The sequence below is a fragment of the Mesobacillus sp. MER 48 genome, from assembly GCF_023714225.1.
Lineage (GTDB): Bacteria > Bacillota > Bacilli > Bacillales > Cytobacillaceae > Mesobacillus > Mesobacillus oceanisediminis_A.
In genome coordinates, this window is record NZ_JAMAUR010000006.1 from 187881 (window position 1) to 209471 (window position 21591).

Annotated in this window: 15 protein-coding genes and 1 pseudogene; 14 read left to right on the plus strand and 2 right to left on the minus strand. The window is 41.4% G+C overall.

The window, feature by feature from the left end; genetic code table 11:
• Positions 1-417: 417 nt before the first annotated feature.
• The 5 genes from M3593_RS19050 (at position 418) to M3593_RS19070 (ending at position 7412) form a co-directional block, all read left to right on the plus strand.
• Positions 418-4101, plus strand: a complete 3684-nt coding sequence (locus tag M3593_RS19050) for a nitrate reductase subunit alpha (RefSeq protein ID WP_251544288.1) — start codon at positions 418-420, stop codon at positions 4099-4101.
• Complete coding sequence (narH, locus tag M3593_RS19055) at positions 4091-5638, plus strand: nitrate reductase subunit beta (protein ID WP_251544286.1); 1548 nt, start codon at positions 4091-4093, stop codon at positions 5636-5638. The genes M3593_RS19050 and narH overlap by 11 nt, the downstream gene beginning before the upstream one ends.
• Positions 5613-6170: a nitrate reductase molybdenum cofactor assembly chaperone gene (gene narJ, locus M3593_RS19060; RefSeq protein ID WP_144478897.1), complete on the plus strand. Its 558-nt coding sequence runs from the start codon at positions 5613-5615 to the stop codon at positions 6168-6170. Before narH ends, narJ begins: the two co-directional genes overlap by 26 nt.
• The gene (gene narI / locus M3593_RS19065) at positions 6167-6874 is read left to right on the plus strand and encodes a respiratory nitrate reductase subunit gamma (protein WP_251544284.1); all 708 of its coding nucleotides are present in this window, start codon (positions 6167-6169) and stop codon (positions 6872-6874) included. The genes narJ and narI overlap by 4 nt, the downstream gene beginning before the upstream one ends.
• Positions 6875-6938: 64 nt before the next feature.
• A complete protein-coding gene (locus tag M3593_RS19070; protein WP_144478901.1) occupies positions 6939-7412 on the plus strand; it encodes a hemerythrin domain-containing protein in 474 nt (157 codons plus the stop codon).
• Between the two features lie 83 nt (positions 7413-7495).
• Here the strand turns inward: M3593_RS19070 and M3593_RS19075 are convergent, their stop codons facing one another.
• Positions 7496-8989, minus strand: coding sequence for a nitrate/nitrite transporter (locus M3593_RS19075; RefSeq protein ID WP_144478903.1), 1494 nt, complete (start codon positions 8987-8989; stop codon positions 7496-7498).
• Between the two features lie 89 nt (positions 8990-9078).
• Between M3593_RS19075 and M3593_RS19080 the strand changes: the two are divergent.
• Positions 9079-9246 (plus strand): annotated as a pseudogene (locus tag M3593_RS19080) (IS1595 family transposase); the annotation flags it as partial.
• A gap of 83 nt (positions 9247-9329) precedes the next feature.
• Here M3593_RS19080 and M3593_RS19085 read toward each other — a convergent pair.
• Positions 9330-9971: a hypothetical protein gene (locus M3593_RS19085; protein WP_251544282.1), complete on the minus strand. Its 642-nt coding sequence runs from the start codon at positions 9969-9971 to the stop codon at positions 9330-9332.
• A 220-nt stretch (positions 9972-10191) separates the two neighbouring features.
• On the opposite strand from M3593_RS19085, the gene M3593_RS19090 reads away from it, so the two are divergent.
• From M3593_RS19090 to M3593_RS19125, 8 genes are all read left to right on the plus strand, one after another.
• Positions 10192-11265 carry an NAD(P)H-dependent flavin oxidoreductase gene (locus M3593_RS19090; protein ID WP_144478907.1) on the plus strand — a complete coding sequence of 358 codons (1074 nt, stop codon included), beginning with the start codon at positions 10192-10194 and terminating at the stop codon, positions 11263-11265.
• A gap of 263 nt (positions 11266-11528) precedes the next feature.
• Positions 11529-13865: a helix-turn-helix domain-containing protein gene (locus M3593_RS19095; RefSeq protein ID WP_251544279.1), complete on the plus strand. Its 2337-nt coding sequence runs from the start codon at positions 11529-11531 to the stop codon at positions 13863-13865.
• A 325-nt stretch (positions 13866-14190) separates the two neighbouring features.
• A complete protein-coding gene (locus M3593_RS19100) occupies positions 14191-15612 on the plus strand; it encodes an MFS transporter (protein WP_251544277.1) in 1422 nt (473 codons plus the stop codon).
• Between the two features lie 60 nt (positions 15613-15672).
• On the plus strand, positions 15673-16860 hold the full coding sequence (locus tag M3593_RS19105; RefSeq protein WP_144478912.1) for an amidohydrolase: 1188 nt from the start codon (positions 15673-15675) through the stop codon (positions 16858-16860).
• 54 nt (positions 16861-16914) lie between these two features.
• Positions 16915-17538 (plus strand): trimeric intracellular cation channel family protein, encoded by a 624-nt coding sequence (locus M3593_RS19110; RefSeq protein ID WP_251544276.1) that lies wholly within the window; start codon positions 16915-16917, stop codon positions 17536-17538.
• A gap of 172 nt (positions 17539-17710) precedes the next feature.
• Positions 17711-19243, plus strand: coding sequence for a spore germination protein (locus tag M3593_RS19115; protein WP_251544274.1), 1533 nt, complete (start codon positions 17711-17713; stop codon positions 19241-19243).
• Complete coding sequence (locus M3593_RS19120) at positions 19236-20333, plus strand: GerAB/ArcD/ProY family transporter (RefSeq protein ID WP_251544272.1); 1098 nt, start codon at positions 19236-19238, stop codon at positions 20331-20333. Before M3593_RS19115 ends, M3593_RS19120 begins: the two co-directional genes overlap by 8 nt.
• A complete protein-coding gene (locus M3593_RS19125) occupies positions 20330-21445 on the plus strand; it encodes a Ger(x)C family spore germination protein (protein WP_251544270.1) in 1116 nt (371 codons plus the stop codon). Before M3593_RS19120 ends, M3593_RS19125 begins: the two co-directional genes overlap by 4 nt.
• Positions 21446-21591 lie beyond the last annotated feature (146 nt).

The following is a 21591-nucleotide window of genomic DNA, read 5'->3' on the forward strand; positions in this document are numbered from 1 at the left end:
GGTAATTGAAAACATGGAGGGATTCATAACCATAGACAGCTATATGTTTAAGGGCACTGAAATCAAAATTTCTCTCCCGTGTATTCAAAATTAATATTTGTATAAAAGACAGGTCTTCTCCCCATCTACAAGGGAATTAACCTGTTTTTTTATTTATATAATGTTCTTACATCTTTGAATGCAGAAGTAACTGTGAGAAAAATAATTCCATTAAGTAAGGTTCATTCCATTGTCCATTTTATTGTGATGATTATATGTCCTAGCGTTAAATAAATTTATGGTATTTTTCCAATAATGTTTATTTTCTGACAACCAGGGTAATCGGCAAGCGAGGGGTCTTCCAAAAATGCCTGAAAAAGGATAATTTTTCATGGTTTTGAGAAGTATAAGAATAGTAGAAAGGAAGGGATGAGAAAATTGAGTGAAAAGCTACCGCCATTCTTAAGGAAACTGAGCTATTTCGGGAGATCAGAAGACATTTCCGATCATGCCACAATTGCACCTGATGATCGATCAACTGAAAAAGTTTACCGCCGGCGCTGGCAGCACGATAAGGTTGTCAGGACAACTCATGGCGTGAACTGTACGGGTTCCTGCAGTTGGAAGGTTCATGTAAAGGACGGAATCATCACCTGGGAGACGCAGCAGACAGACTATCCGACAACAGGACCCGATATGCCTGAATACGAACCGAGGGGCTGTCCACGAGGAGCAACATTTTCGTGGTATACATATAGCCCTGTAAGAATTAGATACCCCTATGTGAGAAGCGCGTTAATTGAATTGTGGAGAGAAGCATTCAACGAACATAAGGACCCGGTTCAGGCTTGGAAGAGTATTGTGAATGACCCAGCCAAATCCGAACGATACAAGTCTGCTAGGGGGAAGGGGGGCTTTGTCCGTTCTAGCTGGGATGAACTGAATACGCTTATCTCTGCCTCATTGATTCATACAATCCAGGAGTACGGACCAGACAGGATTTTTGGATTCTCCCCTATCCCCGCAATGTCGATGGTCAGTTATGCCGGGGGTTCAAGGTTCTTGAATTTAATCGGTGCACCTTTATTAAGCTTTTACGATTGGTATGCAGATTTGCCGCCAGCGTCACCGCAAATCTGGGGAGAGCAGACAGATGTCCCTGAAAGCTCTGATTGGTACAATTCCTCCTATTTAATTGTCTGGGGTTCGAACCTTCCGCAGACAAGGACACCTGACTCCCATTTCTATGTGGAGGCAAGATACAGAGGAGCAAAAGTAGTCGCAGTAAGTCCTGACTATGCTGAATTCGTCAAGTTTGCTGACAAATGGCTGCCTGTTCAGGCTGGTATGGATGGGGCTATTGCGATGGCAATGACTCATGTGATTCTAAAGGAATTCTATGTGGATCAACAGGTTGATTATTTTAATGACTATGTAAAAAAATATACGGATTTGCCATATCTGCTCCTTCTGAAAAAGAATGGTGATTTTTATCAAGGGGATAAGTTCCTAAGGGCTTCCGATATAGGCCGACAGACAGAAAACGGAGAATGGAAAACCGTTGTCCTTGATCAGACGTCAAATGACTTTGCTGTTCCTAATGGAAGCATCGGACATCGATGGGAAAATAACCAGAGCTGGAATCTCCACTTGAAAGACAGTGATAACCAGCTCGATGGTATTGATCCAGTCTTGACCCTGCAAGGAATAGAAGATGAGATTGTCATGGCCGGCTTCCCATTTTTCGGGCCGGATAAAAAAGAAATTTTGAAAAGAGGAGTTCCAGTAAAGAAAATCATTAAAGGTGGGGAAGAGGTGTATGTGACGACCGTCTTCGATATGCTTCTTGCCAATTGTGGCGTGAATCGCGGATTGCCAGGTGATTATCCTGCTGATTATGACGATTTAAAGCCATATACTCCTGCCTGGCAAGAATCAATTTCAGGAGTCAGCAGACGAGATTGTGCGCAGATAGCCAGGGAGTTTGCCCAAAACGCCATCGATTCAAAAGGAAGATCAATGATTATTATGGGCTCAGGAATCAATCACTGGTATCATTCCGATATGATTTATCGGGCAATCTTGAATCTTGTACTGTTGACAGGATGCCAGGGAGTGAACGGCGGCGGCTGGGCACATTATGTCGGGCAGGAAAAGGTACGCCCTCTTGAAGGATGGCAGACAGTGGCGATGGCAAGAGATTGGGGCGGACCGCCAAGATTGCAAAACGGGACGTCTTTCTTCTACTTTGCATCGGAGCAGTGGAGGTACGACAACCAAACATCGGATGAACTCATTTCACCATTGATTGACAAGCCTACTTACCAACATCCCGGCGACTATAATGTGCTGTCAGCAAGATTGGGTTGGCTGCCTTCTTACCCACAATTCAATGAGAATCCAATCAAGATGGCAGAAAGGACAGGTCAAACCGACAAAGATGCCATCATTCAAGAAGTGGTTAAGCAGCTGAAGGACGGCAAACTGAAATTCGCCATAGAAAATCCGGAAGATCCAAGGAATTTTCCAAAAGTCCTGTTTGTATGGCGCGCAAACCTGATTGGCAGTTCAGCTAAGGGACATGAATACTTCCTTAAGCATTTACTTGGCACCCACCATGGCAATTTAAGTGAACAGAATGAAGAAAATCTGACAAAAGAAATCAGCTGGGTCCAGGATGTGCCAGAAGGCAAGCTCGATTTGATGCTTGACTATGATTTCAGGATGTGTGGGACCGGTCTGTACTCTGATATTATTCTTCCATCGGCGACCTGGTATGAGAAGTACGATGTCTCAAGCACGGATATGCACCCATTCATCCATCCATTCAATCCGGCAATCACACCGCCATGGGAAGCGAAATCAGATTGGGACGCATTCAAGAATCTTGCCAAGACGTTCTCTGAAATGGCTGGAAGATATTTTAATGAACCGGTGACTGACCTGGTTGCAACCCCTCTCTTGCATGATTCCAGAGATGAAATTTCCCAGCCATATGGGAAAATCCCGGACTGGAAAAATGGAGATGTCGAGCCGCAACCGGGCGTGAATATGCCGCGTCTCCATTTGGTCGAGCGTGATTTGACAAAGGTATATGACAAGTTCATCGCACTCGGTTCGAATGTAAAGGAATCCATTGGTTCAAAGGGGATTGGCTGGGAAGCGGCCAAGGAATATGAAAAGCTGAAGGCGATAAATGGTACTGCGTCACAAACAAAGGAATACAAGGATTTGCCAAGCCTTTTTACCGATAGGAATGCTGCCGAGACAATTCTTACCCTATCAAGTACCACTAATGGTTCGCTTGCAATGAAAGCATGGGATGCGTTAGAAAAGAAAACGGGTCTTGAGTTAAAAGACCTGGCAGAAGAGCGGGCTGAAGAGCATATGTCATTTGCGGAAATTACTGCTCAGCCAAGGAAGGTGATTTCCTCACCAGTTTTCAGCGGGTCCGAAACAGGCAATCGTCGTTATAACCCTTTTACCACAAATGTTGAACGGCTTGTGCCATGGCGAACACTGACTGGACGACAGCATTTTTATATGGATCATGACCTGATGATTGAATTTGGGGAGGAGCTTCCTAACTTCAAGGCTCCGCTTCATAAGCTTGCTTTTTACAAAGGAGATCATGAACCTGATGCAAAAGGGAATGAAATTACACTCAGCTACCTGACGCCTCACTTTAAATGGTCCTATCACAGTACGTATGGAGATACCCTGCCGATGTTGACGTTGTTCCGTGGAGGGCCACATGTATGGCTGAATAATGAGGATGCTGCTTCTGTCGGGATAGAAGATAATGATTGGATCGAAATGTATAACCGTAACGGGGTGGTGGTAGCGAGAGCGGTAGTCAGTCACAGAATGCCTAAAGGAATTGTCTTCATGTATCACGTACAGGAGCGGTATATCAACGTGCCAGGCTCTCCGATCACAAAACAGCGTGGCGGGACGTTCAACAGTCCAACCCGTATCCACATCAAACCGACGCAGATGATTGGTGGCTATGCGCAATTGAGCTACGGATTCAACTACTATGGACCGACCGGAAACCAGAGAGATGAGAAGGTAGTGATCCGGAAAATGAACAGGGATGAGGTGGATTGGCTTGAAGATTAAGGCACAGTTCGGAATGGTCATGAATCTAGATAAGTGCATCGGCTGCCATACATGCAGTGTGACCTGCAAGAATACCTGGACAAACCGGCCTGGTGTAGAATATCAATGGTGGAACAATGTCGAAACAAAACCGGGAATTGGCTACCCGAAGGAATGGGAGAATCAGGAACTGCGAAAGGGCGGCTGGGCACTTAAAAACGGGAAACTGGAGCTTAAGGCTGGAGGCCGTGTCAATAAACTGCTGAATATCTTCTATAATCCAAACCTGGCAGATATGGATGATTATTATGAACCATGGACATATGATTATGAGAATCTGATCCAAAGTCCGGAGAAAAAGCATCAACCGGTGGCGAGGCCTAAATCACAGGTTACCGGAGAATACATGGATATCAAATGGGGACCAAACTGGGAGGATGATCTTGCGGGGGTGCATGTAACAGGGAAGAAGGATCCGAACATGGCTGGGCTTGATGAGCAAATCAAATTTGAATTTGAACAGGCATTCATGATGTACCTGCCAAGAATTTGTGAGCATTGTATGAATCCTTCCTGTGTTTCATCCTGCCCTTCTGGTGCGATGTACAAAAGAGAAGAAGATGGAATCGTCCTTGTGGACCAGGAGGCCTGCCGCAGCTGGAGATTTTGCATGACAGGCTGTCCTTATAAAAAGGTTTATTTTAATTGGAAAACACATAAGGCTGAAAAATGTACTTTCTGCTACCCGCGTATTGAAGCGGGATTGCCAACAGTTTGTTCTGAAACATGTGTGGGCAGGCTGAGATATATCGGAATTGTCCTCTATGATGCGGATAAAATCAAAGAGGCAGCATCAGTCAAGGACGACAAGGAACTATATGAGGCACAACTGGGGATGTTCCTTGATCCGCATGACCCGGAAGTGATCAGGGAAGCGAAAAAAGAAGGCATCCCTGATGACTGGATTGAAGCAGCACAGAGATCACCGGTTTATAAAATGGCTGTTGAACAAAGGATTGCACTTCCGCTTCACCCGGAATACCGGACACTTCCAATGGTCTGGTATGTACCGCCTTTAAGCCCTTTCGTCAATGCTTTCGGCGGTCAAATTGATGATCTTGATCCGAATATCATTTTTCCGACGATCAACCAGTTCCGTATCCCTATTGAATATCTGGCAAATCTTTTTACGGCTGGGGATACTGATGTGGTTAAAGCGGTCCTTCGGAAGCTGGTTGCAATGCGCATGTATATGCGCCAGGTAAACTTAGGTAAAGAACCCAATCTTGAGGTTCTAGAAGCGGCAGGTATGACCGAACAAGTGGCAAGGGATATGTATGAGCTCTCGGCGATTGCCAAGTATTCAGAACGCTATGTCATTCCGCCTTCCCATAAGGAGCGATCAGGGGACATGCATTTTATGCAAGGAAACGCAGGCTTCGAAGACCTGGCTCAGGACTGTGAATCATGCAGTGTCGGTTCTGAACGTGATCCCCTCTATTATTATGGTGAAGATTACTGGAGGGATTTAGATGAACAAAAGCCAAGTGGTTTATAAGCTGTCTTCCATTCTGCTGCACTATCCGGATAAGGAATGGAAGGAGTATCTTTCACTGCTCTATGAAGAGGCGAGTTTGATTGATGATGCACAAGTACGTGGCATGATTGAAAATTTCCTGGACTACCTAGACAGGACCAGTATGGAAAAATTGTGCCAGAACTATGTGCTTACATTTGATTTTAATGACAGGAGTACGCTCTATCTTACCTATTCTGTCTTCAAGGATAACCGGGAAAGAGGCCCTGCACTAGTGAAGCTGAGGAATGAGTTCCTTCAGGCAGGAGCGGATCTGGAGAGTGATGAATTGCCTGATTACCTTCCATTGATCCTGGAGTTCGCTTCCATCACGGAAACAGAGAAATCAGCAAAGATTCTTAAACTGCATTTCCGGGCAATCGAGCGGCTCTGTCTGGAACTGGAATCGATGAACAGTCCATACCATCATTTGCTTGGGGCATGTGTGTTATGCATCAAGCGGCTAAGGTCAAATGAGCAGGTCAGTAAATCAGGTGAAAGGAGAATCATATGAGCAGCCTCGATCTCTTTTTATGGGTGGTCTTCCCTTATATTTGCCTGACGGTCTTTGTGCTGGGGCATATATACCGCTACAATACTGATCAGTTTGGCTGGTCAGCAAAATCCAGCCAGTTTCTTGAAAAAAAGAAACTTAAGTGGGGAAGCATCCTGTTCCATTGGGGGATTATCTTTGTATTCTTCGGTCATGTGGCAGGGGTGCTTATCCCCAAAATCATTTATGATAGCATCGGGGTAACAGATCATATGTATCACTTCGGCGCAGTTTGGTTCGGCGGAGCGGCAGGAGTCATCTGCGTCCTCGGAGGAGCGTTGCTTTTTATGAGAAGGGCATCTGTAAAACGGATCAGAGTGAACAGTAAATTCAAGGACTGGTTATCTCTTGTGTTACTGGGAATCGTGGTGATTGTTGGTTTTACCAATACCGTTGGGTACACAGCCTCAGGCGGCGATTTCGACTATCGTACAACAATCGGTCCCTGGTTCAGGGGAATCCTTACCTTCAATCCGGCCCCTGGTTATATGATTGGTGCACCGATTGGTTTCCAGGCGCATATCCTGTTGGCTTTTGCCTTATTTGCAGTATGGCCATTCACAAGGCTTGTGCATGTGTGGAGCCTGCCACTGGAATATCTGAAGAGGAAATACCTGGTCTACCGTAGGATGACACCTGCAAAGAATGTCACAAAGAGAAATTAATCATTAAAGAAAGAAAGGCTGAATTTCAGCCTTTCTTTACGATTTTGTAAAGGAGGATACGTATATGTCAGGTCCCGCGTTAAAGAATCATTTTTCCCATCAATCAATCCATGATGGTTATTATACAGAAGGACGTGATTTGACGGAATTGCTGGTTAAGCTATTCAGGGAAGAGCGTGAAGAGGATTGTGCAGTAGCTGCAGACGCGCTTGTGGAGCACTGGGAAACAAGGACAATTGCCCATGCGGATTCTGAGGAAGAAGGCTTTTATATGGAGATCATGGAAAAAAAGCCTGAATTGAAGGAAGAAGTAATCAAGCTCATTAGAGACCATGATTTAATTCGAATGATAGTGGCCGACGTCAAAGGCAGACTGCCGAACGAAGGAGTAACAGAAGAAGTCATCGATCGCTTCAAAACCATTCTTCATTTGGTGGATATTCATAATCATGAAGAAGAACGGATCCTATTCAGGCAGGACCATCATCATCTTGACCAAATCCGCGAACAAGATGAAAAACCAGCCTCCGGACAATAGCCTAAGGTTGCTGTGTGCAGTTAGGATACGCAATTGGTGAAAACAGGAAGCAGAGAATCGGCTAAAAAGATTCTCTGCTATTTCTAATGAATTGAAAGATCACTGAACATCGCGACTAGCATTTTGGGCTCACCAGCATCATCCTTTATCGTACTAATTGTCAGCCATTCAGGAAAAACTTCTCCATTTTTCTTTTTATTCCAGATTTCTCCTTGCCAATAACCATCAGCTTTAATCTTTTCCCACATCTCTCTATAAAAATCCTTGTCGTGTTTACCTGATTGCAGAAGGGCAGGTGTTTTTCCAATCGCTTCTTCTTCCATATAACCAGTCACTTTTGTAAAAGCAGGATTGACCTTCTTGATGATTCCATTCATGTCTGTAATCATCATCCCAGATTCTGTACTTTCAAGAACGGTGGAAGCGAGCTTGAGTTGGTCTTGATAATAAAGCCATACAACGAGTATCAGGCTGGCAAGTGCAAATTCAGACAGCGCCATGAATCCAATTGCGTAATGCCCTGTCCAATTGAACAAGGTGGTGAGGATCAATGGAGGGAAAAACCCTCCGAGTCCACCCATCGCAGCAACGATTCCATTCACAATCCCAGCCTGTTTTGAGAAATACATTGGAACTAGCTTAAAGATTGTCCCATTCCCAATCCCCGCACAAAACGCTACTCCCAAAACGCCGATTGTGTAAATCGGCAAGGATGGGGTGAAGGAAAGGAGAAATCCGCTAAACGTCAGCCCAGTAAAGACAAACATCAGGATGATGAACGAATTGAATTTGTCGCCAAGCCATCCGCCAACTGGGCGAAGGAATGTGGCAATGGTAATGAAACCTGCTGTTCTAAGACCAGCATCCACTTTACTGAGATCAAAATGATTCACCAGGAAGTTTGGCAAATAGATGGTGAACGCCACAAACGACCCGAAGGTAATAAAGTAGAATAAGCTAAGCAGCCAAAGTTTAGGATTATGATAGACACCTTTAATCTGATCACCCAGGGACACCTTAATCCTCTTCTCTTGTTTGTCCCCGAGCAGAAAATTTAGGACTGCAATGATGATCAATAAGATCAGGTACATATTAACTGTTGCACGCCAACCAAATTCATTTGCAATCACTGGAGCTAAAAATGCAGTGAAGGCCGTACCGATATTTCCGGCACCGTAAATCCCATTTACAAAACCGTGTTTTTCCTTTGGATAATATTTAGGTAACGAGGTAACGCCGACAGAAAAAACAGCTCCCCCAATACCAAGCAACAGACCGCCTGTGATCAAAATTATGATTGAGTCAGCAGAACTTATGATGAAGACGGGGAGCAAGAGGATGATAAAACTAATGGTGAAAATCAAACGGGCCCCATACCTGTTTGTCCAATAGCCTATAGGAATTCTTAAAATTGAACCGAGAATAACTGGTACTGCGGTTACTAGAGTCATTTCACTTGCAGTCAAATCAATGTCTGCCGAGATATAGGGCATAAGGGAGGAAAGGATGACCCACACCATGAAACCAATCACCAGACTTGAGGTCTGAAGAACGAGTTGAAAGCTTCCTTTTTGCATTGTAGAACTCCTTTCATTGATTAGCAAAGATAACGGCGTCAATACTTAAAATACCCATATTGATGCCAGTAAACCGAATATTTTTACAGAAAAATGTCAACAACCTCTATAGTCATCTAAAAACTTGGATGAAACGGTTCCAGGGTGTTGCGACTAGGTATTTAGATAACTATCTTTATTGGTACGGGTGGTTAGAAATAGACAAGCATTTGTCCTTTGAAAAACAGGCAGAACAAATGCTTATTTCATCGTGCTAAAAATCGAATAAAACCACAGTGGAAATTTTAAGGGCAGTTTAAAAGGTCCATAAATTTATGGTCCTGATCCTCACCGAACTATCTCAGTATTTTTTAATCTCTAGAATTCTCCATTTTTCTTCCTTATCTAAATCGAATCCAATAGGCGAGGATTTATTTTCCTTCAATCCCGTTGCCTTGGTCATTACATATTGATAAGCAGTATGTTCGTTTTGAACTGAAGTAAAAATGAGAATGATTTTCCCCTTTTCCGTTCTAAATTCACTAAGGTTTCCAACTACGTTAGGTTTCCATTCAAATCCTAGCCCGTCAAAATTGAAAAAACAAGGGCAATTACCTTCAAGGTCAAGATATGAGTAACTTACAGTACCATCAAAGGCTATATAGTTATTTGCTTGAAAAAATGTTTTCGCTGCCTTATAGGAGTTAACTGTGCTAATCGCATCATTTAAATCTTGGTATTGAATGAACGTTTTGAATTCTTTAACTTCCTCTTTTAATTGAGAAATTTGCTCACCTAATTGTTTATTTTCGTTTTGCAACTGTTCCGTCCCGGTAGAACTCTTTTGATTTTGTTTCTCTAAGCGAGACACTTTTTCTATTAGTATATTTTTATCATTTTGAAGGTTATTTACCAATCGAGAAATGTCAAAGTAGTCTAAAACGAATATCGTACCAAGAACTAATAGGATGATAAAAGTGTAAGTTTTAAAACCTCTCTTCATTTTAATACCTCCATTTCAAGTAATCATCCATACGAAAATTAAACACAAAAGTTACAGAATAGTAAAAATTAGTTTCTTTTAAAAAAATCTAAAACAACAAACTTTACGAAACGAGCGTTACGAAACCAGGCTTTTTTAAAACTAGCCTTCAAAAAAGGGGATTTTTTTTACGTATAGAATTGATTAATAGATAAAGTTCAAAAGAAATGAGGCTAATTCAATGCTGAAAAATGAAATGACTGAGCTTTTGAATATTGAATACCCGATCATACAGGCACCAATGGCCGGAGGCATTACGACTTCACAACTGGTTTCAGCAGTCTCCAATTCAGGAGGCCTTGGAATGGTAGGGGCAGGCTATATGTCTCCTGATGCAATGCAGGAACAAATCAAGGAAATCAAACAGCTTACTACCGGAAATTTTGGTGTTAATCTTTTCGTGCCGAATGAATTTCATGTTACGCCGGATGAAATTGAATCTGCTGAAAATGCCCTGAAGCCTATACGCGAAAAATTGAAACTTGAGGACCAAAGACAGCTTGATCTTCCAGATTACAAGATGAATATCGAAATATTTGAAGAACTGATTCAGATTGTTATTAATGAAAACATCCGGGTTTGTTCCTTTACCTTTGGACTGCCTCCTAAGGAAATCGTAAGAGAACTTAAAACTCACAATATTATTTTATTGGGAACAGCCACGACAGTCAGGGAAGCAATTGAAGCTGAAAATAGCGGAATGGATGCCGTGATTGTGCAAGGCAGTGAAGCAGGAGGCCATCGGGGGAATTTTATCAGCGGAGATAAGGAAAGTCTCATAGGTCTAATATCGTTAATTCCTCAGGTTGCCGACCATGTGAAAATTCCTGTTATTGCTGCTGGCGGCATCATGGATGGAAGAGGGCTAATGGCATCCCTTTGCTTAGGTGCAAAGGCTGTTCAAATGGGCACAGCTTTTTTAACATGTACGGAAAGCGGAGCCCATCAACTTTATAAAAATGCTATATTGGATGCCTCCGAAGATCAGATGGTGTTAACAAATGCCTTCTCCGGCAAATGGGCTAGAGGCATGAAAAATAGGTTTATAGAAGAAATGCAGGAGAAAGAGGTTCCATTCCCTCAATTCCCAGTCCAAAATGCACTTACACAATCAATCAGAAAAGCTTCAGCAGCACAAAACAATCCGGAATTTATGTCACTATGGTCCGGCCAGAGTCCAAGACTTGCTAAAACGCAATCGGCAGAAGACTTAATCAGAAGGATTGTAAATGATGCAAATAACATTCACCTATAAGTTTCATCATGAGTAAGGGAATGGATATTTAGACTCAGGCTGCAGGCAGACTCGATTAAAACAGAGTCGGACTGCAGTCTTTTTTGAATCCTATGTATGAAAATTCAACAATGTTTAAATATAAATGAATAGTACTTACCTTATAGGAATCTGAAGTGAAAAAGGGACATGTTTTATGTGTTAAAATAGGTTTTATCTAAAACATTAATAATTTTCCGTACGGACTGGCAAGATCATTCGTTAATTAGATAGTAGGTGAACACATGAATCAGCCGCTGACCGATTTTCAAATTTCTTTGAAGAAGATTCAATTTTTATCCCCAAAAGTGAACCAGGGTTTGAAATTCATTTTTGTGATTGACGGCGAATTAATGGTTGAGATTGATAGCCGGTATTATGTTTTAAAGGAACAGGATTTGCTTGTCATTAATCGAAATCAGCTTTTTCAGGTGAAAGGAAATGAAGCTAATAGGGTGTTAGTGCTGGATATATCGGACTCATTTATGGATCGATACTATCCAGAATACCGGAACAGCCGGTTTGAGGTCTTTTCTCAAGAAATAGAAATGGGAAGAGAAATCATGCTTGATAAAATGAGGAAATTACTTGTTGAATTAATGATTACCTACAGCAGAAAAGATGAAAGCTATCAAATTGAGATGCAAGGATACATATGTGACATTTTGCTGATTCTGATTCGCAGGTTTAAGCAAAGAGGAACAGCCATTGAAAAAATCGATGCTAATGATATCCGGCTGACAAAAATGGTGGATTATTTGGAGAAAAATTATCATCAGGTAATTACATTAGAAGATATGGCACAAAAGTTCTATCTTTCAACAGGGTATTTATCCCGTTATTTTAAGCAGAAGATAGGCATGGGCTTCAATCGCTTTTTAATGGAAATCCGATTGAAACACAGTGTGAAAGATTTAGTGTATACAGATGATACGATTTCCCAAATCGCAATGAAAAATGGTTTTGCGAATACAAAGTCATTTTCCAAGCTTTTTAAAGAAAAGCATGAAGTGACTCCCCATATTTACCGGGAGATTCATTCAGAAGCCCAAATCGATTCATTTCAAAGCCTGTCGATTGAAGATACTGACACCCTGGTCAATACTCCTGAAATTCTGGCCAAATTGGGAAGCGTACTGACCAAACATGACCAATCATATACCAACACCGAGACCAGGTTTGAAGAATTGCAGCTTGATGTAACAGATACAATCAATCAAAACCTGTCCCTCCCTGATCATGTACTGATTGTCCGGGAATTAAAGGAACTGCAAAAGGAAGATGTCAGATCGCAAATACTAATGGCAAAAGATGATATGCGTCTTAACTATATCGGAATCAGCCATTTGCTGAGCGGGGAAACGATTACGGCAGAGGTTGAAACAGATGAAGAAATTGCCACAAGTTCCCCTTATTTTAAATCAGATGTTGCCTTGAATTTCATGAAGAAAAATGGACTATCGCTTTTTGTAAGAATTGAATACCAGGAAATTACCAAGAATGAAGAATTCTATTTCCAAAAGCTTTATGGTTTTATGAAGCATTGTTTACAAGTATATGGAGCCTCCTATCTGAAAACATGGCATTTCTTATTTTATGAGTCCTATTTTACTGGTGCTGAAGCTTTGGAATTGAAACGTGTCTATTTAAAAATGTACGATTTGCTGAAAGAACTGGTACCGGACATTCATGTGGGTGTTTTTTTGCCTTTCTCTTTTAAAGAAGAGAAAACGAAGGAACCCCATAAATGGATACTGACGGAAGGGAATCATATCGATTTCATTGCGTATCATTCAAATCAGAATGACATGATCGATTTCAAGGAATTGAGTGATAACCGTTTTAATTTGACAAAGGATTATGTAAAGGAAAACACGGCGAAAATTAAATCTTATCTGAAAAAACATCATCTTGAGAAACCGATGCACCTTATTTCATGGAACACACTTTCTGGAAACACCCGTTTTACGAATGGAACTTTTTTTCGTGCAGCCTTAGTGTTGAAAAGTGTATTGGATATAGCCAATGATGTTGAGTCCATCGGCTTTTGGATTAATACTGCATTGCATGAAGGCAGTGATAATGGACAGAGAATCCGTATTGAGGGATTGGAATTTTTCCACTATTTCAGCGGGAAAAGACCTGCATTTTTTGCCATGATGTTTGCTAATAAGCTCGATGGGACCATCATAGCCCGGGGGTCTGATTATTTGATGACCAAAACAGACCGGGGCTATCAGTTGGTGTTGATGAATTGTAAAACGATAAATCCATATTACTCCATCGAGGAAGCATTTTTGCAAAAGCTGAATAAAGAGATCCAGGTCAAGATTGCTGGGCTTGAAGCAGGGGAATATCAAATTCGGAAATATATTTTTGATAAAGATCACGGAGCTTTATATACGAAATGGTGGAATCTTAACAGCAGACATGGAATTGATCTGGAGATTATCGATTACATCAATAGGACAAGCCATCCAGATATTGAGCTTTATGATGAAACCATCACAGGAGAATGGTCATTTTATTCCTATTTAACAGTTAATGCTATTCATTTTTTTGAAATAAGAAAAGCGATGTAAAACAGAAAGTCATTGCCGTATCGGCAATGGCTTTTTGTTTTACATCTTAAGAATCCAGGATTTCGCATAGGGAAGTCAAATTTTGACCTCCCTTTTTTTACCCTTATTAGTGGTGGTGAAATATTTTACATTTTACGAAAAGGAATACAGCAAATAATGACTCTCTAATCTGCAGGATTTGGACTACAATTTTCTTGTAGGAACAAAGAGAAGATGTTCATTCCAGGAGGAAGGTGAACGTTAGGCAGAACAAAAACTGACTTAATTAATTTCAATTTGGGACAATACTATTATTGCCATTTATGTGAATTAGGAGGTTATATTCATGGAGACAAGTTATAAAGGTACAAATAAAATGATCACAGGCATCGTGTTTGGTGTTATTACCTTCTGGCTGTTTGCCCAGGCGATTGTCAATGTCGTTCCAGCAGTCCAGCAGGATTTGGGCATATCAATTGGAACGGTAAACATCGCCATTAGTTTAACGGCTTTGTTTTCCGGAATGTTCATTGTTGCTGCCGGAGGCCTTGCCGATAAAATTGGCAGGAAAAAGATTGCGTACATTGGATTTATATTAAGTATTATCGGTTCACTTTTCCTTGTTTTAGCCCAGGGTTCAGCAATGCTAATTATTGGACGTATTATTCAAGGGATTTCAGCTGCATTTATTATGCCATCAACCATTGCATTAATGAAAGCCTATTTTGAAGGAAAAGAGCGGCAGCGTGCATTAAGTTTTTGGTCCATTGGATCATGGGGCGGTTCTGGGATTGCTTCATTTGCAGGCGGCGCCATCGCTACCTCAATGGGCTGGAGATGGATCTTCATTTTTTCTATCATCTTTGCTTTGATTGGAATGTTCCTGCTGAAGGATACTCCAGAAAGTAAACAAGAATCTGTGGGCGGTTTTAAATTCGATTACACAGGTTTATCGATTTTTATCATCACAATGATTGCTCTGAATGTCTTTATCAACTACGGAGCTGATTTAGGGTGGGCCAGCCCGCTTACATTAGGGCTTCTGGCTGTTACAATCATAGGTTTCATTGTGTTCATCAAAGTGGAAAGAAGTAAAGAGGTCGTACTGATTGATTTCGACGTCTTTAAAAATAAACCATATACAGGCGCGACGATTTCGAATTTCTTGCTTAATGCTATCGCAGGTACACTAGTTGTCGCCAATACGTATGTACAAGTAGGGCGGGGATTTAATTCCTTCCAGTCCGGTATGCTATCACTCGGTTATCTAGTCGCAGTGCTTGCCATGATTCGTGTAGGTGAAAAAATCCTGCAGAAGGTTGGAGCTAAATTACCGATGATTTGGGGAGCCTTCATTACAACAGTCGGCGTGGCGATGATGGGACTGACATTCTTGCCAGACCTTGCTTATACCATTACCGTTTTCATTGGATTTGCCCTATTTGGTCTTGGACTTGGAATTTATGCAACTCCATCAACAGATACTTCAGTTTCCAATGCTCCCGCAGACAAGGTCGGTGAAGCAGCAGGGGTTTACAAAATGGCTAGCTCACTTGGAAGTGCCTTCGGCGTTGCTATATCTGCAGCCGTCTACGGTGCAATCGCAGGAAACGGAAATTTAGAAACAGCAGCTTCAATTGGGATTATCGTAAACGTCATTTTCGGGATACTTTCGATTTTATCAATCATCTTCCTCGTACCGGGAGATGCCGGCAAGACTGCTCCTGCCAAAGGATCTCGGACCAGCCGAAAGCCAGTGGTAGAATAATGCTTGGTAAACGAAGCTTTTTGTTGAGTTTTAAAAAGTTAAAGAAGGGATGATAGGATCATGAGACAAAAATTAATGGAAATGCTTGAATCGCGTAAGGATGAAATCATTGAAATACGCAGGCATCTTCACGAATATCCTGAACTTTCTTTTCAAGAAGAAAAAACAGCTCAATATATTTTAGATTTTTATAAAGGAAAAGATGTCGAGGTACAATCGAATGTCGGAAACGGACACGGGATCATCGTCACGATAAAAGGCGGGAAATCAGGTAAAAACATTGGTTTGCGAGCTGATTTTGATGCCCTCCCAATCGTCGAGGAAACAGATGTACCATTTAAATCGAAAAATGAGGGTGTCATGCATGCATGCGGCCATGATGGACATACAGCTTATTTGATGGTTTTGGCGGATTGTCTTATTCAATTAAAAGAGGAAATACCAGGCACAATCAAAATCATCCATCAGCATGCGGAAGAAGTACCGCCAGGCGGAGCTAAAAGCATTGTTGATTCCGGTGTACTTGATGATTTGGATAATATCTTCGGCATCCATCTGCTGCCGATGGGTCCAGCTGGGGTTGTCGGATATCACTCTGGATATTCTTTTAACGGCAGGGCTTACATGAAATTAAAGATCAATGGAAGAGGCGGACATGGTTCTTCGCCGCATTTGGCGAACGATGCTATCGTCGCTGGGGCCCATTTTGTAACAGCCGTTCAGACAATCATCAGCCGCAGGTTAAGTCCCTTTGATATCGGGGTGATCACGATTGGATCCTTTGATGGAAAAGGAACCTTCAATGTCATTAAAGACAGCATTGAACTTGAAGGTGATATCAGGTATATGACTGTTGAAACGAAAGCTACTATTGAAAAAGAAGTAAAACGTCTTGTGAAAGGAATCGAAGAAGAATTTGGTGTAAGCTGTGAACTGACTTATTTAAATGATTATCCGCCATTATATAATGATCCAGCCGTAACAGCACAGGTTGCAGAGATTCTTAAGAGTGCAAACGATAAAGATATAAAAGAAGTGAAGGAATTCCCAGCAATGGCTCCATCCGAAGACTTTGCATACTATGCTGAAAAATTCCCTTCCTGCTTCTTTTACATCGCCTGCACACCTAAAGGAGTAGAGGATCCGTACTTCAACCATAATCCGAAGTTCGATATCGATGAAGATGCCCTGCTTGTCGCAGCTAAAGCGGTAGGACATGTTGTTTGCGGTTATTATGAATTAGATTAGGAGATATAGTAAGGTCTATCTTAAAAATTGAACCAGAGATTGGAGTGGGTGCTCATGACGTGGGAATTCCTTAACATCATTGGCACCCTAGCCTTTGCTATAAGTGGCGCAATGGTCGCAAGGGAAGAAGAATATGATTTAATAGGAATTTATGTATTAGGATTCACTACTGCCTTTGGTGGCGGCATTATTCGTAATCTGTTAATTGGACTGCCTATTGAACATATTTGGAAGCAGGATTATTTATTCGAATTTGCCTTTTTGGCTATGACCATCGTTTTTATCCTCCATAATAAATGGATCAATCGTTTTAAAAAATGGGTAATATTTTTCGATGCGATTGGTTTAGCGTCATTTGCCATACAAGGAGCAAAATATGCAGTCTCCATTGACGCACCTCTAATAGCGGTCATTATTGCAGCTGTAATGACAGGAACCGGAGGCGGGATGATACGGGATGTTTTTGCACGGCGGACGCCAATGATTTTCCACTCAGAAATTTATGCTTTATGGGCAGCAATCGCGGGAATCACCATTGGATTAGGTTTGATACGGGGACCGTATGCCACGACTCTGCTCTTAATTGCCATCGTTCTGTTTCGAATCATATCAGTTTACTTTAGATGGAATCTGCCACAGAGCATCCAAAATAGTAAAAGGAGTTTGGATAAATCATAAGTTTGGATTCAAAAATATTGCTTTTATATACAGACACTCAGAAAGCTCATGTATACATGGGCTTTTTTTGTGTCTAAGAGGATGTTCTTCCACGTGCAGTAACTACTATTCATGTATGATTTGCCAACTGACGATACAAAATAAACTATCATCAACTAGGTGGGAATATCACATGGTATTTTTTCGGAAGTATAACGCATCAGAGGGTTCTGAATCCAGATATGGAACAAATCAGGGACGGATAAGTGCAAAATTAGAGGAGAATACTGCTGAAATTCAAGCCATTTTTTGTGATACACCTGATCTAGTCGTGAGGGAGTTAGTCATAAGGCAAACCAGTAATAAGGCTGCGCTTGTGTATTTAAGTGGAATCACCGATAGTAAGGTTGTTTTTGATCATATATTGGACCCGCTTTTATTCCAGGGAGAGAAAGAAAAGAAGGAGGGAGATATAAAGGTCTCTCTTGGTCATATCAAAGAGGCTGCCACATGGAAGCAAGTGGAAAGTGCAATATTAAGTGGCGAGTGCGTCTTATTTTTGGATAACCATAAAGAGGCGTACATATATGACACGCCGGCATTTCCAAAGAGATCTCTGGAGGACTCCCCTATTGAAACTTATTTATCTGGGGCACATGTGGGGTTTACGGAAACTGGCGGCGATAATATTGCATTAATCCGTCAGCAAATTCCTAATCGAGAACTGAAAATAAAGGAAATGACAGTTGGAGAAAGAGGGAAGACGAAGCTCTCCATATTATATCTGGCGGATGTAGCGGATCAGGAAATATTGAAAGAGCTTGTGGACCGGATACAGAGGGTGAATGTCGACAGCGTCATCAATGCGGGGGTACTTTCGCAATACATAGAAGACCATTCATACTCTCCCTTTCCTCAATTTTTATTAACAGAACGACCTGACTTCGCAGCAACAGAAATTTTACAGGGCAGATTCGTAACCGTGGTCGACCGCTCTCCAAGTGTGATCGTCGGACCTGCGTCTTTTAATAATTTTTTCACAACAGTAGATGACTATAGTAACCGGTGGATGGTAGCATCTTTTGTTCGACTGCTTAGATATATTGGCTTTTTCATTGCGATCTTCCTTCCTGCAATTTATATTGCTACTATTTCATTTCATTTTGAAGTCATTCCACTGAAGCTGTTATTTTCTATCGGAGAATCGAGAGAACGGATTCCTTTTCCGCCTTTTATTGAGGCTTTTATTATGGAGCTGACTCTTGAAATGCTCAGGGAAGCGGGAATTCGGCTTCCTGCCAAAATTGGGCAAACAGTAGGCATTGTTGGGGGTATTGTCATTGGCCAGGCAGCCGTAGAAGCTGGAATTGTCAGCAATATTATGGTGATAGTTGTTGCTTTGACAGCAATCGCTTCTTTCATCATACCTAATTATGAAATGGGTTCAGCTATTCGGATTGTCCGGTTCCCGATGATGATTCTTGCTTCATTGTTTGGTTTCGTCGGAATCATAGTAGGACTGATGATCTTACTTTCCCATTTTATCGGTCTCGAATCACTGGGAATGCCTTATGGCAGTCCGGTTGCTCCTTTACGTTTTCCTGACTGGAAGGATCTATTTATTCGCTTCCCTCAGTGGTCGCTCGAAAAGCGCCCTTTCAGTACAAGAGCCGTACAAATGAAAAGAGCCGATAGCCGCCTTCCTAAAGGTGAAGAAAATGAATAACATGAAAAATAAAATTACTTTAATGCAATATATCTTTTTAATACATGGTGTTCAAATGGGTGTTGGCGTACTGACGTTGCCCCGTGAACTAGCGGAGAAAGCAGGAACAGATGGCTGGATTGCGATTTTCATTTCCTGGTCAATATCAACTCTTGCCAGTTTATTGATCATTCAGATCATGAAGAAACACCCAAATGGGACTCTTCTTGATTTATTAACCAATTATTTTGGCAAATGGGTCGGGAAAGCAGGAACAATCCTGTTTGGATTGTATTTTGCTTTATTAGCTCATGTGATATTTATTAGGGAAGCGCTTTTTATCCAGGCATGGATCCTGCCTCATACTGAGGTGTATGTAACGATTTTGTTGTTATCAATCCCCAGCTATCTCATTGCCAGAAAAAACATCAACATTTTAGGAAGGTATTCAGAACTCGTCTTTTTCATGACCTTGTGGACGGTGGCCATTTATTTAATTCCTTTGAAGAATGCCGAGTGGCTTAATCTGCTTCCCGTTATAAAGGAGGGATGGTCCCCAATCTTTAAAGCTGCAAAAACGGCCATCTTTTCATTCGTAGGTTTTGAAATTGCCTTTTTTCTTTACCCCTTTTTGCACAAGAAAGAGAAGGCATCCATGGGGATTGTGATTGCCAATAGCTTATCGCTTCTCGCATTCTTGACTATCACAATAGGTGCCTTTGCTTTTTTCAGTCCGGATGAAATTACGGCTTATAATGAACCGACTATTGCCAAATTGAAAGTCCTTGAATTCAAGTTTATTGAAAGATTGGAAATTGTCTTTTTTTCCTTTTATTTGTTTGTAATGTCTACGACCGTTCTGCCACTCATGTATTTAACGGTTTTTTGCACAACTCGGCTGACAGGAAATGAAAATAACAATAGGCCCTTATTCTTGCTTTTACTGATTGAAGGGATTTATGTCATTGCGTTTCCTCCAACTCTCGATCAGAATACTTTTCTCCAGCAAATAACGGAACAGTTTAGTTTGGTTCTAGCATTTGCTTTTCCTCTTTTTTTGTGGGGGATTTTAAGGATACGAGGGCTTTTTCAAAGGAGGGCATCTAAATGAAACGCCTTTTTCTCGCATTGCCATTAATGATTATTGTTGCCACGCTTACAAGTTGTGGAGGCAATGTTCCATTGGAAGATTTAACGATTTCATTGATTCTTGGTATTGATCTGGATGACGATAACAACCTGATTATTTCTGAATCAAGTCCAGTATTCAATAAAGAGAGCAAAAAAAATACAGAAACCTATCAGGTAAAGGCTAAATCAATCAGGGAATCCCGGAAATATTTTGATGTGAAAGCCACAGGTGAAGTCACTGCGGCGAAAATTCAAATTTTACTGATTGGAAAACGCGTACTTAAACATGAAGGCTGGTTTTCTCTTCTGGATACAGTATATCGGAATCCCACCTTTTCCCTGAATACAAGGGTAATCGTGGTGGATGGCCCTGTCTCGGATGTTATTTATTTTGAACCCGATAATAAACCGCAATTACCTTTATATTTGAAAGAAGTGATTGATAAAAACAGTGATCGTACGCAGACTGTAATGACCACACTCCAGGTGCTGCATCGGCAAATGTACGAAAAGGGAATGACGCCGTCTATATCGGAAATAAAAAAAGAAAAAGACCTTGAACTTGTCGGGGTATCATTGTTGGATAAGAAGGGAAAGATTGTAGACACGCTCAGTATTCAAGAATCTGCTCTCCTCATAGTCCTCCAGGATCAAAAGAAGAAGGAATTGACCTATTCCCTGGAACTCCCCGCGCTGGAGGATGAAATGGAGGTTTTTAATACTAAAGAAGTAAGCATAGATGTAAGGCGAGTTCAATCTAACGTAAAGACCAAATATGCCCAGGGGAAATTCCATTTTCATTATAAGATTAATTTGGGTGTTAATATTGTAGAGCGCTTATTTCCTAAAGACAGTGTAAAAGATGAAGAGTTAGAGAAAATGATTGAGAAAGAATTGAAATCAAAGTTCGAAGAAGTCATTAAAAAAGTCCAGGACCACAAAATTGACCCCATCGGGCTTGGAATCTATGCAAGAGCCTATGAATATGAACATTACAAAAAAGTGCAGGATGATTGGGGCAAAGCTCTTTCGGAAGCAAATATTGATATGGACTTAAATATAGAAATAAAATCGATGGGGGCGACAAAGTAATAAAAAAATGTTAGAGAGCTTTTTAAGCCTGCTGATTGTTCTATTTTTTTCTGCAAATTGAAAGCGTCAAAAACAGTTTACCAAGGGAGGGGAGACCCAGAAAAAAGTCGTTCATACAACTTTTTGAGTCACCCATATTTGAATAG

What these genes read in the sequence shown, in the direction of transcription:
- narJ (WP_144478897.1), top strand. Translation starts at nt 5,613, where the DNA reads ATGAACAAAAGCCAAGTGGTTTATAAGCTGTCTTCCATTCTGCTGCAC.
- narI (WP_251544284.1), top strand. Translation starts at nt 6,167, where the DNA reads ATGAGCAGCCTCGATCTCTTTTTATGGGTGGTCTTCCCTTATATTTGC.
- M3593_RS19070 (WP_144478901.1), top strand. Translation starts at nt 6,939, where the DNA reads ATGTCAGGTCCCGCGTTAAAGAATCATTTTTCCCATCAATCAATCCAT.
- M3593_RS19075 (WP_144478903.1), bottom strand. Translation starts at nt 8,989, where the DNA reads ATGCAAAAAGGAAGCTTTCAACTCGTTCTTCAGACCTCAAGTCTGGTG.
- M3593_RS19085 (WP_251544282.1), bottom strand. Translation starts at nt 9,971, where the DNA reads ATGAAGAGAGGTTTTAAAACTTACACTTTTATCATCCTATTAGTTCTT.
- M3593_RS19090 (WP_144478907.1), top strand. Translation starts at nt 10,192, where the DNA reads ATGCTGAAAAATGAAATGACTGAGCTTTTGAATATTGAATACCCGATC.
- M3593_RS19095 (WP_251544279.1), top strand. Translation starts at nt 11,529, where the DNA reads ATGAATCAGCCGCTGACCGATTTTCAAATTTCTTTGAAGAAGATTCAA.
- M3593_RS19100 (WP_251544277.1), top strand. Translation starts at nt 14,191, where the DNA reads ATGGAGACAAGTTATAAAGGTACAAATAAAATGATCACAGGCATCGTG.
- M3593_RS19105 (WP_144478912.1), top strand. Translation starts at nt 15,673, where the DNA reads ATGAGACAAAAATTAATGGAAATGCTTGAATCGCGTAAGGATGAAATC.
- M3593_RS19110 (WP_251544276.1), top strand. Translation starts at nt 16,915, where the DNA reads ATGACGTGGGAATTCCTTAACATCATTGGCACCCTAGCCTTTGCTATA.
- M3593_RS19115 (WP_251544274.1), top strand. Translation starts at nt 17,711, where the DNA reads ATGGTATTTTTTCGGAAGTATAACGCATCAGAGGGTTCTGAATCCAGA.
- M3593_RS19120 (WP_251544272.1), top strand. Translation starts at nt 19,236, where the DNA reads ATGAATAACATGAAAAATAAAATTACTTTAATGCAATATATCTTTTTA.
- M3593_RS19125 (WP_251544270.1), top strand. Translation starts at nt 20,330, where the DNA reads ATGAAACGCCTTTTTCTCGCATTGCCATTAATGATTATTGTTGCCACG.